At 41.2% G+C, this 14,115-nt stretch carries 13 protein-coding genes; 4 read left to right on the top strand and 9 right to left on the bottom strand.

Translation table 11 applies throughout. The features are described from left to right. Position 1 precedes the first annotated feature (1 nt). The 4 genes from B2X72_RS18615 to B2X72_RS18600 form a co-directional block, all read right to left on the bottom strand. The gene (locus B2X72_RS18615; protein WP_286851017.1) at positions 2–898 is read right to left on the bottom strand and encodes an SDR family oxidoreductase; all 897 of its coding nucleotides are present in this window, start codon (positions 896–898) and stop codon (positions 2–4) included. Positions 899–1,074: 176 nt separating this feature from the next. Continuing rightward, the gene (locus tag B2X72_RS18610; RefSeq protein ID WP_286851016.1) at positions 1,075–2,880 is read right to left on the bottom strand and encodes an ABC transporter ATP-binding protein; all 1,806 of its coding nucleotides are present in this window, start codon (positions 2,878–2,880) and stop codon (positions 1,075–1,077) included. Beyond that, positions 2,880–4,622: an ABC transporter ATP-binding protein gene (locus B2X72_RS18605; protein ID WP_286851015.1), complete on the bottom strand. Its 1,743-nt coding sequence runs from the start codon at positions 4,620–4,622 to the stop codon at positions 2,880–2,882. Before B2X72_RS18605 ends, B2X72_RS18610 begins: the two co-directional genes overlap by 1 nt. Before the next feature lie 24 nt (positions 4,623–4,646). After that, positions 4,647–5,468 carry an ATP-binding protein gene (locus B2X72_RS18600; protein WP_286851014.1) on the bottom strand — a complete coding sequence of 274 codons (822 nt, stop codon included), beginning with the start codon at positions 5,466–5,468 and terminating at the stop codon, positions 4,647–4,649. A gap of 486 nt (positions 5,469–5,954) precedes the next feature. Here B2X72_RS18600 and B2X72_RS18595 point away from each other — a divergent pair, with 486 nt between their 5' ends. The 3 genes from B2X72_RS18595 (at position 5,955) to B2X72_RS18585 (ending at position 8,155) form a co-directional block, all read left to right on the top strand. Beyond that, positions 5,955–6,374: a hypothetical protein gene (locus B2X72_RS18595; RefSeq protein ID WP_286851013.1), complete on the top strand. Its 420-nt coding sequence runs from the start codon at positions 5,955–5,957 to the stop codon at positions 6,372–6,374. Further along, positions 6,371–7,243: a glycoside hydrolase family 71/99-like protein gene (locus tag B2X72_RS18590; RefSeq protein WP_286851012.1), complete on the top strand. Its 873-nt coding sequence runs from the start codon at positions 6,371–6,373 to the stop codon at positions 7,241–7,243. The genes B2X72_RS18595 and B2X72_RS18590 overlap by 4 nt, the downstream gene beginning before the upstream one ends. A gap of 339 nt (positions 7,244–7,582) precedes the next feature. Beyond that, positions 7,583–8,155 (top strand): glutathione peroxidase, encoded by a 573-nt coding sequence (locus B2X72_RS18585; protein ID WP_286851011.1) that lies wholly within the window; start codon positions 7,583–7,585, stop codon positions 8,153–8,155. Between the two features lie 11 nt (positions 8,156–8,166). Here B2X72_RS18585 and B2X72_RS18580 read toward each other — a convergent pair whose 3' ends face one another. From B2X72_RS18580 to B2X72_RS18570, 3 genes are all read right to left on the bottom strand, one after another. Beyond that, positions 8,167–8,709 carry an SMI1/KNR4 family protein gene (locus B2X72_RS18580; RefSeq protein WP_286851010.1) on the bottom strand — a complete coding sequence of 181 codons (543 nt, stop codon included), beginning with the start codon at positions 8,707–8,709 and terminating at the stop codon, positions 8,167–8,169. Positions 8,710–8,784: 75 nt separating this feature from the next. Continuing rightward, entirely contained in the window at positions 8,785–9,534 is a 750-nt protein-coding gene (locus B2X72_RS18575; protein WP_286851008.1) for a hypothetical protein, read from the bottom strand. A gap of 42 nt (positions 9,535–9,576) precedes the next feature. Continuing rightward, positions 9,577–11,457 carry a DEAD/DEAH box helicase family protein gene (locus B2X72_RS18570; RefSeq protein WP_286851007.1) on the bottom strand — a complete coding sequence of 627 codons (1,881 nt, stop codon included), beginning with the start codon at positions 11,455–11,457 and terminating at the stop codon, positions 9,577–9,579. Between the two features lie 535 nt (positions 11,458–11,992). Between B2X72_RS18570 and B2X72_RS18565 the strand changes: the two genes are divergently transcribed. Next, a complete protein-coding gene (locus B2X72_RS18565; RefSeq protein WP_286851005.1) occupies positions 11,993–12,445 on the top strand; it encodes a hypothetical protein in 453 nt (150 codons plus the stop codon). A 20-nt stretch (positions 12,446–12,465) separates the two neighbouring features. Here B2X72_RS18565 and B2X72_RS18560 read toward each other — a convergent pair whose 3' ends face one another. Next, entirely contained in the window at positions 12,466–13,065 is a 600-nt protein-coding gene (locus tag B2X72_RS18560) for a DNA-3-methyladenine glycosylase (protein WP_286851004.1), read from the bottom strand. Positions 13,066–13,342: 277 nt separating this feature from the next. Next, a complete protein-coding gene (locus B2X72_RS18555) occupies positions 13,343–13,948 on the bottom strand; it encodes an NPCBM/NEW2 domain-containing protein (RefSeq protein ID WP_286851003.1) in 606 nt (201 codons plus the stop codon). Positions 13,949–14,115 lie beyond the last annotated feature (167 nt).

Below are 14,115 nucleotides of genomic sequence, written 5' to 3'. Positions count from 1 at the left end.
TTTATAAATAATTCTGATGAACATCTTCCAATAAACCGATATGCGTAGGCGACCAATCTAATTGCTGCTGTGTCTCAAAACTTGTCGCCGGGCTATCGAAGGTGATGAAATGGCTCAGCCATTGGAAATGTTTGACAATATCTTCACCCCGTAATGAAGTAACAGGCAAATGTAATTTCGTGCCGATCAGTTCAGCAATTGCACTGATTTTAATGCCAGTTTCACCAATAGCGTTGTACAATGCCCCAATTTCGGCTTTCTCGGCCGCCTTGCAGAAAACTTTTGCAGCGTCTAAACGATGAACTGCTGGCCAACGATTGTCCCCATTTAAGGGATAGGTCGAAACACCATGATCGCGTGCAAATTGGATCAGACTTGATGTGAAGCCTGCCATAAAGCCAAGATCACTGCTGCCGTGAACAGAGGGTGGTAAGCGAACCACTGAAGCATGGACACCTTTTGCTGCCAGGGCCATTGCCGAAGGTTCTGAACCTCTCGGTGAATTTAGGAGTGTACTTTCCTCTGTGACGAACCCGTTGATAAGTGGTAGACCCAAGGTTCCAGCTGTAACGACAAGCGGTTTTTGTGTACCGAGCAGCACTTCGCCCATGGCATTGATCGCATTGATATCAATTTCGGCAGCTTTTGCATACTCATTTGCAAACATCAGATCGTGGGAAAACCCCGTATGGATGACGGCGTCGGCGCTTGAAGCGGCTTGTTTTAATATATCCAAGTGTTGAAGATCGCCACGGATTACCTTAGCACGCAAATTGGCGATTATCTCTGCTGATTTTTCTGAGCGTGCTAAACCAGTTACTTGATGTCCCGCATCGATCATTTCTTGAACGATTGCTGAACCTATAAAGCCTGAAGCTCCGGTTATAAATACTTTCATAATCTTTTTTTTCTTGAGACAAAGTTCTGTGTAAAGTTGCCCGTAGATGTATCCAAATGTCAGAATGTTGTAGCCATCTTTCAGAAAATCGATGAACTTGAATTTCGTAAGCTGCAATATTTTTCGAAACAAGGCTTCTTTCATGAAAGGAGTATCGTATTAAAACCTCGAAATGATCAGTCAAACTGTCCCATATACAAACGATAATATTTACCTTTTTGCTTTAAGAGTTCTGCATGCGAACCGAACTCGGCGATTCTTCCTTTTTCGATCAGACAGATTACGTCGGCATTCCTTATGGTCGAGAGTCTATGGGCAATGACGAAGCTTGTTTTGTCTTGCATTAACCGGTCAATACCTTCCTGAATAGAAATTTCAGTGCGTGTATCGATTGAGCTGGTCGCCTCATCCAATATTAAGATTGGCGTGTTGGCCACAGTTGCCCGGGCGATGTTAATTAACTGCCGCTGTCCCTGACTCAGATTGGCCCCGTCATTGGTCAATTCGGTTTTATACCCTTGTGGCAGTTGCATGATAAAGCTATCTGCGGCAGCAAGCTTTGCTGCCGCTATCACTTCATCATCCGTTGCTGTGAGCTTGCCGTAACGGATGTTTTCCATGACCGTATCGGTAAACAAATGGGTGTCCTGAAATACGATAGACAGTTTTTTACGCAGTTCATTGCGATCCAACTTAAAAATCGATGTCTTGTCTAAAAGAATATCCCCGGATAGCAAAGGGTAGAAGCGAGGTAGCAAATTGATAATTGTCGACTTGCCGGCGCCGGTCTCACCCACGAAAGCGATCTTTTGTCCTGGTTTTACGTCGATGTCAATATCAAATAAAACCTGTTTTTCGGGTACATAGCCAAAATTTACATGCGATAGTGTCACTTGGCCCTGAATCGGGGCCGGCATTGGCAATGGATCTATCGTTTCACTTTCAGGAGCAGTGTCAATAACGGCAAAAATACGTTCTGCGCCCGCAAGAGCTGCCTGTAAGCTGTTGTATTGGCTGGAAATCTCGTTTACAGGCCGTCCAAATTGCCGTGCATACTGTAAAAATGCAGTTAACCCCCCTAAATCAAATCCACGTGTGATCACTAGAATACCTCCTGCGATGGTAGTCAGCGCGTAATTAATGGTGCTCATATTCGCCATCAAAGGCATCATCATTCCAGAATAAAACTGGGCCTTTGTTGCTTTTTCCCGCAGTACCTGATTAAGCTGCTCAAATTGTTCTATGGCAGCGTTTTCGTGGGCAAAAACCTTCACTACCTTTTGTCCGCTGATCATTTCCTCCACATAGCCATTGGCATTGCCGAGCGCAGCTTGGTTGGCGGCAAAAAAACTCTTGCTCTTGTTGATGATCAGTTTCGCCAGATATAACATCAGCGGAATCATGATCAATGCAATAATCGACAGGATAGGGCTGATATACAGCATGAGGGCGAGTGTCCCCAACAAAGTAATTGAGCTGATTAAAAGCTGTGTGATACTATTATTCAGGGCATCGCTTACTGTATCCATGTCATTGGTGAAGCGACTCATCAGATCACCATGCTGATGGGTATCGTAAAATTGCAAAGGGAGGTACTGCATGCGGTCGAACAGATCATTTCGGAGGTTAGAAATCGTTTTCTGTGCCACCTTTATGGTCAGTCGGTATTGCAACATGTTGAAAATTCCTGTAGCGATATAAATTCCGATCATGACCAGGGCAATATGTCCTAGACCAACAATATCTTTTTTGAGGACATAATTGTTGATCGCAGGTCGTAAAAGGTAGTTGCCTGCCAGTGTCCCCGCAGTTCCCAGCAAAAGTGAAATTAAAATCAGCAGGAGCATCAGCCGTTGCGAAGAAAGGTAGCGCATCAATCGCCATAAAGCTTTAAATCCCTGTTGAGGCTTTTCATTTTTAATGCGTCTTGAACTACCGGGGCCAGGTAAACTCACGGGAATGGATTTGTTTGAGGTACTCATTAGGCTTCTTCTTTTTGCAGGTGTTGTGACTGATAAATTTCCTGATAGCTGGTATTTGTTTGCAGAAGTACATCGTGTGATCCAGAACCGACAATGCGGCCTTCTTCCATGACCAATATTTGGTCGGCATGCATGACGCTCGAAATACGCTGCGCGATAATTAATAGTGTGGTGTTCTGCAGATAATTTTTTAAACCTTCACGTATTTTTCGATCGGTATCGATGTCCACAGCACTTGTACTGTCGTCCATAATCAAGATTTTAGGTTTCTTCAATAAAGCCCTGGCAATACATATGCGTTGTTTTTGTCCTCCTGAAACATTGACGCCTCCTTGTCCCAGTAGTGTCTGATAGCCGCTGGGAAAGGAGCGTATAAAATCGTCTGCACAGGCAATCCTAGCTGCGGCATAAATATCCTCTTCTGTTGCCTGCTCATTTCCCCATTTGAGATTTTCTAAAATAGTTCCTGAAAAAAGTTGGTTCTGCTGCAACACAATCGCAATCTGGCTGCGCAGTTCCTGTAGTTGGTAATTTCTGACATCGACGCCATCTACTAAAACGGCACCTTCAGACACATCATATAGTCGTGGAATTAATTGTACCAAAGTGCTCTTTCCCGAACCTGTGCCACCTATGATTGCAAGGGTAGTCGCAGGCTTTACTTCGAAGCTAATATTGTCAAGGTTGGGTTTTTCACTTTGTAAGTTATAACGGAAAGTGACTTGCTTAAATGCGATCCGTGCCGCTGTGATGGCGTATCTATTTTGGAGGCCTTCCGCAGTATCCGTTAAGGAGGGTTGTTTCTCTAAAACTTCTTCAATTCTATCGCCAGAAGCGATTGCCCTTGAAATCATCATGAAAGTCAATGAAAGCAGCATCAAAGAAATAAGGATTTGCGTGATATAACTTAGAAATGACATCAATCCACCCAGCGCAAGCGTTCCGGTCATTACTTTCTGTCCGCCAAACCAGGTCACGGCAACAAGCGACAAACCCATCACCAATTGCATGACAGGCATGATAAGGACAACGATGCTCGAAGCTTTGGTGGCAACATCCATCAGATCGAAATTCACTTTGTCGAATTTCTTTTTCTCAAAATCCTGTCGTACAAAAGCTTTTACTACCCGCACATTGAGTAGATTTTCCTGCACAACACTATTGACACGGTCAACTGCCTGTTGCATCTTGATAAAAAAGGGGAGTCCTTTGCGTAATAAAATAAAAATACTTAAGGCCAATATAGGTAATGCAATGGCCATCACGATGGACAGATCCTTATTAATAGAAACTGCAAAGATAATGGCAAAAACCATCATAAGGGGTGCTCTTAGAAGCATACGCAAGCACATCATCATGACTTGCTGCATCATATTGGTGTCGTTGGTGAGCCGTGTTGTAAGCGAGGCCGAACTGAAATAATCGGTATCCGCAAAAGCAAAGGATTGTATTTTTCGAAACAAGGCCGTCCGGAGATTCGTCGCAAAACCCACCGACGCGTGTGCAGAGTAATAGATGTTGCATAAATTGGCAACGATAGCAACGATGGCTAATCCGATCATGGCCAATCCAATTTTCAAAATGTAGTTGATATCTTTATGCAAGATTCCGTTGTCGACAATGATAGACATCAGACGGGGTTGAACAATCTCGCAAAATACATCGATCACAACGAAAAAAGGAATAATCAAAAAAGCCTTTCTAAATGACTTGGTATAAGGGGTAAACGTGGAAAGCTTCATCTGCCTGTATATCCATTAAATCATCTAGTCCAATTTGTAAGCCTGAACGCTGTTACTCCTAACGGTAGGCACATACAGCATACCTGAAGATTTATCGTATCCGATATCGGCAGCGTTTATCTTTTTGTCACGTGTGTCAAGTAATACAGCATTGAAGCCGTCAGGTTTGACATGGTAGATCAGTCCTTGCCAGCCAGAAACTACAAATTCGTTGGGTTTAATTTGTACGACACCGTCCAATCCGCCTTCCATACCTTTCGATATTACGGTAGTTTTTTTATCCTGATCTATCTTAACAAGCGCGCCATCCGATAGCACATACAAGTCTTTGCCGACAGCCAGCAACCCATTTGCACCTTTTAGGTTTTCTGCATAAAGCATAGGAGATTCGTTTTCAATGCGATAGACTTTTCCAAGTCGCGTATCACTTACATAAACGATACCCTTTGAGTCAACGGTAATGTCGTTGAGTAGCTCAGCGCCATCAATGGTAATTCTTTTGACGATGCTTGCTTTATCCGTATCGATGACGGCAATGGATTTAGAGAATGCTTCAGCCGCATAGAGCCGGTTTTTGTGGATTCCTATACCCAAAACAGCATTGAGTCCTGTAACCCAATCTCTTTTGATAAATTTTCCGTCCATATCCAGTTTACTGATGAATGCTGTAGTATTAGGTTCGAAGGCGATCGTATTTGAAACATAGAGTACTTTGTTCTTGGCATCTACCCAAACGGACTCTGGAGATCTTAGGGTGGTGTCCGATTGCCATTGAGGCGTTAAAGACTTCTGTCCAAATAGGACTTGTATAAACATGATAAGGGTTAATGTTAACGTAATTTTCATTGAAAATCGGATTGAGATTTATATTAGTTTAATTTATTCGAATTAAATAACGATTACCCAAGGGAACTTTGGTCTTCCGCTAAAGAAGAAATAGTTGTAGTCAAGAAAAAAATCGACCATTGAGTTCATTTAATATACAGAATTTAGATCGTATTGTTTTCTTTTTTCGAAAGAAAACCTCATCGGATCGCTCAGCTCGATTACTTCTTTATAAATAAACTGGTGCAGCATTTATTTTCAATATACAGCAAAATTATTGTACGCACATTAAACGTATTTATAAATAATTTTTCATTTTATACAGATTTATGGAAGCCATTAATTTCTTGTTAATAGTTCATTAATGGTACATAATAACTTTGATTTCAAGAATAACCCCAGTAAAACTTTAGCCTTCCGGAACATCGGGAAGGTATGGGGGCCAACATTGAAATAAACCAATATGTATAAACCCATTTTCAACCATTTATAAAAAAACACTTAATTATGAGTATTAGACAGCAAAAAATAGTATGTATTATCTTTTTGTTGATCGCTTTGATGATGTCCTGTTCAAAGAGCGAAAAGAAGATTGAAGAATCTATCCCGAAAGGGGAGGCCAAAAAAGCGAATGGCAACAATGGGCTTTCCGCGACAGGCGATGTCGTTGGGCAGATTACCGTGGGATACCAGGGCTGGTTTTCCTGTGCGGGTGACAATTCACCCATGGGAACACATTGGTGGCACTGGACTGAGGCTTGGCAGCAGACCCCGACCCAAGGTAATTTCCATATTCCTTCTTGGCCTGACAACAGCGAATACAAAAAAAATACAATACCAATTTACCGGCATTGGGCAATGGTTCGCCTGCATCTCTGTTTTCTTCATTTGACGATCAGACAGTCAATGTCCAATTTAAATGGATGAAGGATTACGGTATCCACACGGCGGCATTGCAGCGATTTAATCCCACAGGGATAGAAGGTCCCATTCGTAATGCGATTACGGCTAAAGTTAAAACTGCCGCCGAGCAACATGGTATCAAATTCTATATCATGTATGATGTGTCGGCTTGGGTTAATATGCAGGCTGAAATAAAAAATGATTGGCTAAATCTGATGAAACAATATACCCAGTCTACTGCCTATGCCAAACAGAACGGGAAGCCTGTGGTCGGTATTTGGGGATTCGGTTTTAATGACAACAACCATCCCTGGTCAGCAGCCGTTTGTCTGGAGGTTATTCAGTGGTTTCGCGATCAAGGCTGCTATGTCATGGGCGGTACGCCAACACACTGGAGGTTGGCACAAACAGGAGGAGATTCGAGACAAGGCTATATCGATGTCTACAAATCATTTGATATGTTGTCACCTTGGATGGTAGGCCGCATCGGAACCATTGCAGACGTGGATCATTATGCGCAGCATATCCAAAATGCTGATCTACAGTTTTGCAATTTAAATAACATAGACTATCAGCCCTGTGTATTGCCGGGGTCACTGCAGGAGGGGCAACGAAAACATGGTGATTTTATGTGGCGACAATTCTATAGTTTGACCGCGCTTGGTGTCAAGAGTATGTATGTGTCCATGTTTGATGAGTACAACGAATCCAATCAGATAGCGAAGACAGCTGCAACTCAACAGGATGTTCCTGTTGGGCTGGGGATTAAATCTATGGATGAAGATGGGACTGTTTGTTCTTCAGATTATTATCTCCGGATTACAATGGATGGTGGGAAGATGCTAAAGGGACAGATAGGGCTAAGCCCAAATAGGCCAACATCCCCTCAATGAGTCAACTTTAACGTACACAATTGGTTTATATAGTTTAATAGTGTAGCCGAATCTTTGTCATGAAGATTCGGTTTTTATACTGTTTATTATGCGATCAGAAAAGCATTTTTCATTTCCAATTCAGACTTTCTTTAGTAACTTTAATCCATTGTAAACGCTGAACTCATCGTTTATAAGACTTTGCAGAATACGTTTTGCCTTGTACAACGTTGATCGGCAAGGTTGTTATGTATCGTCCTTGGTCGCAAGTCCAAGGGTGTTCATCGACCTAAGTAAAGACGATTCTGGGATGGTTTCGTGCTTATATCGATTGTCATGTTTCAAAAAAAAATAAAAGAAATGCTCTTTATAATTTTATTCATTGTTGCGGTAGTCGCCGCAGGTGTGGCCTATTATTTATTCACCAATGGTAACGTTAATGTAGATATGGCTTTGAAATCAGCTACGCTATATAGATTTAAAGTTAAGGGGTTGGACGGCTCGTCCATTGATTTCGCGCAATTTAAAGGTAAAAAGATACTCGTTGTAAACACCGCTTCTAAATGTGGGTTTACACCTCAGTACGAGAGTCTTGAACGCTTATATAAAAGATTCAGTGATAAGTTGGTTATTATAGGTTTTCCTTCAAATGATTTTTTAGACCAAGAACCTGGTAAGGATGCCGAAATAGCTGCTTTTTGTCAACGGAATTACGGCGTAACTTTTCCGATGGCAGCAAAGATTGATGTTAAAGGAAAACGGCAGGCGCCTATTTATCAGTGGTTGACCAACAAAAGCTTGAACGGCGTAGAAAGTTCTGCTGTCTTGTGGAATTTTCAGAAATATCTAATCGATGAAAATGGCAGGCTTGTGAAGCATTTTCTTCCAAAAATAGATCCCGAGGATCCTGCAATTGTGGCGGCGCTCGAGTAGTTAGATAGTGCTCATTCAATTTTCTTTAAACATTTGAAAGTCCGCGGTAGTGGATGGCTGCAGAATGGGAGAAATTCTTTAATAGAACGGCCAGTCAAATTACTAATGAGTTCATCGATTGATTTGCCAGCTTTTCTAAATCCTGTACCCTTAAAATCTGTTATATAAATATCCAGTTCGCCTGCTGCATCAATTTCATAGTCCCAAAAGAGATAGTAGCCATTGTCGCTGGAAGCGAAGGGAAACAATCGCTTTACGATTGGCAGCGAGCAGTCAGGACCTATTTCAAACCAGATATCATCATTTTTAACATCATCAATATAGGTATTTCTAATTTCATCGGATCTAACAGTTAATGAATCTCCATAGTTGCCCATCGGAATATAAATATGAAATTCACCTAATGCTAATCCGTATCCATAGTTTTTTACAAAGGATTTGTATGATTTAGGAAAAGCTTTTCCATTTGGGAATCTAAAATTCTCGAGAATTGACTGATCCCCAAATTCAGAAGGTGTACCTTCTATTTGCAGATCAAAGGTATTATTTAGCATAACGTTTTTATAAAAATTCGCATATTACGATTCAAAATTTCCTGCCTATTGTTGATTTTTTTTTGATTTATTACTTTACCGCCACTTACTTACCTGCAGTACGTTTTCATCCAGTTGTGCCGCTAATGATTTCGCCCGTGCTTTTAAGATCAATTTTCTGCCAGTAATTGTTCGGGTAAAGATTAAATCACAATTCCCTACGTGTGCTTCCCACTGATTGCTAAAATATTCGGCGAACTCTTTTTTGCGTGCCAGCAGTTCCGGAACAGCATGATAATCTTCCTGCTTGACAAAAAAAGCAAATTTGTTTTTCCTGACAATCACATAACGCGGATTATTGATCGGCGCTATAATCTCCTGTAATGCATTGATGAATATTGATTTGTCGTATGTTGTACCCCCTTCTAAATGGCAGTAAACGGAACCCGAGCGGTCAACTTGCATTTCTACGCGTACTTCGTTTCGATCAGTCCGTATGATATGAGCTTTTAGCAAGCCATTTAAGAGCGCATAACTCACTTGGTTGAGATCTTTGGAAATATCTCGGTATTTCAAATATAGTCTGAGTGATCTGACGGTATTTCTCCCGAAAAGCAGCATTCCGACTGCACCCAAGCTGGCCATGTAAATATAAAAATCTTTTAGGCTTTGCATATTTTTTAATGGCCTAAAAAATCCCTGCACATTGTCAAGTCCAAAACTAAGCCAGGCAGCGCCCACTGTCGCGAGTAGGTTTCTAATTGTTTTGTTGAGATACAATGATTTTACACGTTGATAATCTTGTTTTTCTGCAAAAGGTATCTTGATCTCCTCGACGAGATTCACTCCTTTGCTAAGCGCATCATTCCACCGCTGTCTGAGGTTCTCTCAGTCGGCAGCAAATAGCAACATTTCCGCATTTTTCCGTGAAATTTCCCCAACGTTGTTTATGTTTTCGGGTAGATCAAAACGGCCTATACCATTTTCAATTTCAGGTTCTTGTCGCAGCGAGACGCCGACAAAACTTTTGAACCGTCGCTTTAATAATTTAAGGTCATCACCGCCCGTTGCGGAAGTGGAGTCTGCACATACCAAATGCCAGATATTTGACGTTTTGTCCTTATTGCCCTGTTGTGCTCTGATAGCCCGACCCCGCATCTGATTGGAAAGTACAAATGAGCCGACAAAGCTCGCTAAAATCAGGGCATTGATTGCCGGAGCGTCCCAGCCTTCACCTAACAATGACTTGGTCCCCAGTAGGACTTCAATTTCTCCAGCCTGGAATAGCTGTGTGACGATGTGAACGATATCGTGTTTAAGTCCCTCTGTCTGGTTTATTAAAAGGTAATTTGCTTCAAAAGGAACAGGGCTCGCGGCGCTGTCATAAATATCATACTTTGCAGCAGTGGTTTGAAATGCAGCGTAAGTGCTTGCCGGAATAATGATCATGGATCCTGTAAGTACAGCGATTTTCTTTTTATTCTTATTTTCCCGTCTCAATTTTTCGAAAATAGGGATAACACCTATTTTGTTCAATTCAAGCGTATTGTGGTCGGTGCTTACATGGAATTCTTTTCGGATGAAATCCGAAAGGACTACCAACCGTAGGTTTTTACCCAATTTTTCATATTCAAAATCCACAATCGCTGTAATAGCGTCCATTTTACTGATACTGGATGTCAAATATTGTCGGACACGGCTATTTTGGGAAAAGTTCACCCGTTTTCTTTCCGTGGCACCATGCCTTTGTAATCTATTTTCTAGCATGTTGCGGTGTTCTTCAAACGCATTGAAATGTACCTTTTCCTGGTACAGATAAAATTCAAGTAGAATTTCGAGCCATTCATAATCCAGGTGAGGTATTTTAAAATCCTTGCCACCGATGATCTCCATATGGAGCTCGGGAATTGGAATTTGGTTGGCATGGAGAAAAATTAAGCATGCTGAGTAATATTTCAGGTTATTATAAACCCAGTCGAGATCATCCATCGGGTTTAACCATATCGGATGATTTTGGACTGCCTGAAGTACGATTTTGTCGCTGCTTAATTCCTTAAACAGTTTAAGCATGCTATCCCTATAATCGGCAATAAACTGTCTTTCCTTTTGGCTAGGACTGGTGAAATAGATATAATCCTGATGTGGACATAGATCTCCCTCAATGACAAGTTCGGGGACGGAAATTTCTGCATCTATGGGGCCATTGAGATCCATGTAGCGCTGCCATTCTGTTGGGTTGACATCGTAAGGTGGAGTTGCTGTTAGACCAACAACCGTTGGCTTCAGCTTTTTCTTTATATGGGTTAATATATGCCACCATTCATTTTTAAGATGGTGTGCTTCGTCGACGACAATCGTACCGATTTTTTGCGATTTCAATTCCTCTAGGATAAGCTCAAGGTTTGACCCGAGCTCCGGCGCATCCTGATCATTGCAGGCAACATGCAGTCCCTGATAGGTTACTACGGTGAAAAATTTTGGATTCCGGATATCCCTGGAGATCCAGTCCGGCATGGTGTCCGTTTGAAGAAAAAGTTCACAGAACCGTTGTATCCATTGGTTACGGATTGCACGCGTCGGTGCGAGAATTAGGGTTGGTTTATTGATGCGTATAGCGACTTCAAGCCCCAAAACCGTCTTACCTGAACCGGGAGGTGCCACCACATGTAAATGACCATCTTTAAGATGCTCTTGTAATTCTTCAAGTACCCGTTGTTGGTACTTGCGCCATGAATATTTGAATTTAATTGCTTTAGGGTATTCAGTCAATAGATCCGGATAATTTAAAATTTACACTATATTGCAGCGCAATATACCAATTTTGGTTGCAAATACGATTTGCAGTAGAAGACTCGTATAATTCCTTCTATTGACCTCGAATATAAGTTATATATTGAATAAATTTTATTTAAGTTAAATTCCGTGTAAGCTTTCCGAAGAGGAAAAATAGCCGTTTTATCCAAAATGGAGGTGCCTCCTAAGTACGTTTAATGCATTTTAAAAGCACTAGTCCCTTGTGCCTGATCAGTGTTATATCCGTGCTTGATCCGTACATCCTTCAAAAACGGGCTAGTTTCAAGCGATTAATTTTAGCAGTTGGTTAATTTTGGATTAATTCTGGACGAGCGGGATTTGGCATCGTTTCATCCTCCGTTAGGCTTATTGGACAGCGGAACAATTATTATTCGCGGAGACAGAATTTATATTCGTACATCACTCCCGGAAAATAACTTGATATCTTTGTAAGCGTACTTAAAAGTGTTATCGATGAATAGACAACAGTAATTATAAAAATACGGGTAATATGGGGAAAATTATATTCAGATTTTGGTTCGTTAATGTACTGATAAGTGTCGCGCTATTTATCCTATACCGACTTGTTATTGCAGAGACGAATACGGCTGCTACAGGATTTCTGGAGACGATTATAGTTATACTGGACATTGTTGTCAATTTAGGTTTTTCAACAATTTACCTTTTCGTAGTGATTTTATGTTCTTTACTATTTTTTCTAAATCACATCGAAAAAATTCGCCAAAATAAAGTATTATCGTTTTTGACATTTTCGGGAATACCTGCTGTTTGTCTGGTCTTACTGATTATTTATATTTTGGCTGGAGTTTATAAATATAATATGGTTCTCGACCCGTTAAAAATGCTGCTCCTTTTTTCTGTTGTTTATCTAGCCAGCACCGTCTTAGAATTTGTCCTGTTCAGAAAAATAATCGAAAAACAGCAGGCTGACCCGAAAGTTTAGCAATAAACCGCATTTTTATGTTATCCGTTCCTGGCGTATCTACAGTCCTTTACAAAAAAACGCAGGGGTAGGACTGCGTGCTCCTGAGCATAAGCGATACCGATTCGTGCTGCTTTTCCGATTTGTGCTGAACTGTATTTTATTCCCTGATCTTCAATCCATATGCTATCACCGGTCAATAATACGCCATTAAATGAGGCGTCAATTCCCAAAGCTTTAGCCGTAGATCCCGGTCCGTTGGAGAAGGAGGGTTTTTCGGGCCGCACAGGTCTCCGCAATGCCATTACGTCAATGCCAACCAGCGGTTCAATCCCTCTAATTAGAACGCATTGGGGATCGTCTGCTCCAGAAGTCACAATATTCAACAGATGGTGAATCCCATAACAGAGGTATACATAGGCGACGCCACCTTTCTTGTACATCGGCTCGGTTCTCGATGTTCTCTTTCCGTTAAATGCATGGGATGCTTTATCCATAATGCCAAAGTAAGCTTCGGTCTCGACAATTCTACCCGCTGTTACCAGGCCATCTTTTTGCGTATAGAGAACTTTTCCTAACAGATCTTCCGCCAGGAATATGGTATTTGTATTAGTGTAATAAGATTGAGGTAGTTTAACCATTTTTTATCCTTCTAACTGTCAAAGAGTATGTTCGTCGCATGACGGTGATTAAATATAGGGAAAATCATCATTGACGGCGAAAGAATAGTTAAGCAAAATGATTTCTAGACTTAAATTACGTAATAGGCGCAAAAAACTGTTTATCCTAATTTTCATGAGGCCTAACAGCCGCAATTGGTAGACATAGCAGTGAGATCAAATTGTTTGGCCAGCTCCGGGAATATATAACCTTCTGGAAATACCTTTGCGAACTAGATGAATAGGGGGAGTCGTTTTTTTATTTTATAAGATATGGGTTGCACCAAATTGACCACGCATTAAAGTTGTTGCCACTTTGATCTTGCGTAAGGAGCTCAAGATCATCGACACCTGTGATATCTAGATCAAAAAGATACTGTTCATTGGGCTTGACATTATGGGAAGAAAGGATTTTACTATTACCACGGATGATAAATTGAATGCCCTCTGGTTTTTGAGCGCCGTCACGTAAAGCTGCGATGATTTTTAATTGCCGCCACTTTTTTGCAAGCTTGTACTTATATAGGGATGGTGCATGGGCATATAATCCTTTGCGATATACCTTAGCGCTGTTTTCTAGAAAAAATAAAGCGTTAGATTCTGCTGTGTAATAATTTCTCGCTGGGTTTTCCCAACCTACGTAAGCTTCTTCCCATGCTGCGTCAGAAAGAAAGATACTATCCTTTTTTATGGTTTTAAGGTTGATGGGTTGGTCGTCCTGCAACAATTGATTTAAGACACTCAACTTGGCCTGTTTTTGATTATCCAGGCTGTCATTTTCTACTACTCTAATCAGGTCATTGACGGTAGCCTGACCAAAATTATTAATGGTTAGGAAATCTCCTTCGTTACTATGGCTAACCATTTTTCGGTATTCTTTAACTGATCCGTTGTCAAATCACTTGTGTCCTAAATAAATTTTAGGATTGGATTTCTGTGGTACACGCATAGCTTTTTTCATCATTTCGATATTGACCCCTATTTTTCAATCTGGGAAGATCTTTAGCTGTCACTTTTTTCCTTTTCTAGGCG

The organism is Sphingobacterium sp. UBA7253 (assembly GCF_002472745.1).
GTDB classification, from domain to species: Bacteria; Bacteroidota; Bacteroidia; order Sphingobacteriales; family Sphingobacteriaceae; genus Sphingobacterium; species Sphingobacterium siyangense.
This window is presented reverse-complemented; position numbering and strand designations above follow the sequence as displayed.

What these genes read in the sequence shown, in the direction of transcription:
- B2X72_RS18615 (WP_286851017.1), bottom strand. Translation starts at nt 898, where the DNA reads ATGAAAGTATTTATAACCGGAGCTTCAGGCTTTATAGGTTCAGCAATC.
- B2X72_RS18610 (WP_286851016.1), bottom strand. Translation starts at nt 2,880, where the DNA reads ATGAGTACCTCAAACAAATCCATTCCCGTGAGTTTACCTGGCCCCGGT.
- B2X72_RS18605 (WP_286851015.1), bottom strand. Translation starts at nt 4,622, where the DNA reads ATGAAGCTTTCCACGTTTACCCCTTATACCAAGTCATTTAGAAAGGCT.
- B2X72_RS18600 (WP_286851014.1), bottom strand. Translation starts at nt 5,468, where the DNA reads ATGAAAATTACGTTAACATTAACCCTTATCATGTTTATACAAGTCCTA.
- B2X72_RS18595 (WP_286851013.1), top strand. Translation starts at nt 5,955, where the DNA reads ATGAGTATTAGACAGCAAAAAATAGTATGTATTATCTTTTTGTTGATC.
- B2X72_RS18590 (WP_286851012.1), top strand. Translation starts at nt 6,371, where the DNA reads ATGAAGGATTACGGTATCCACACGGCGGCATTGCAGCGATTTAATCCC.
- B2X72_RS18585 (WP_286851011.1), top strand. Translation starts at nt 7,583, where the DNA reads ATGCTCTTTATAATTTTATTCATTGTTGCGGTAGTCGCCGCAGGTGTG.
- B2X72_RS18580 (WP_286851010.1), bottom strand. Translation starts at nt 8,709, where the DNA reads ATGCTAAATAATACCTTTGATCTGCAAATAGAAGGTACACCTTCTGAA.
- B2X72_RS18565 (WP_286851005.1), top strand. Translation starts at nt 11,993, where the DNA reads ATGGGGAAAATTATATTCAGATTTTGGTTCGTTAATGTACTGATAAGT.
- B2X72_RS18560 (WP_286851004.1), bottom strand. Translation starts at nt 13,065, where the DNA reads ATGGTTAAACTACCTCAATCTTATTACACTAATACAAATACCATATTC.
- B2X72_RS18555 (WP_286851003.1), bottom strand. Translation starts at nt 13,948, where the DNA reads ATGGTTAGCCATAGTAACGAAGGAGATTTCCTAACCATTAATAATTTT.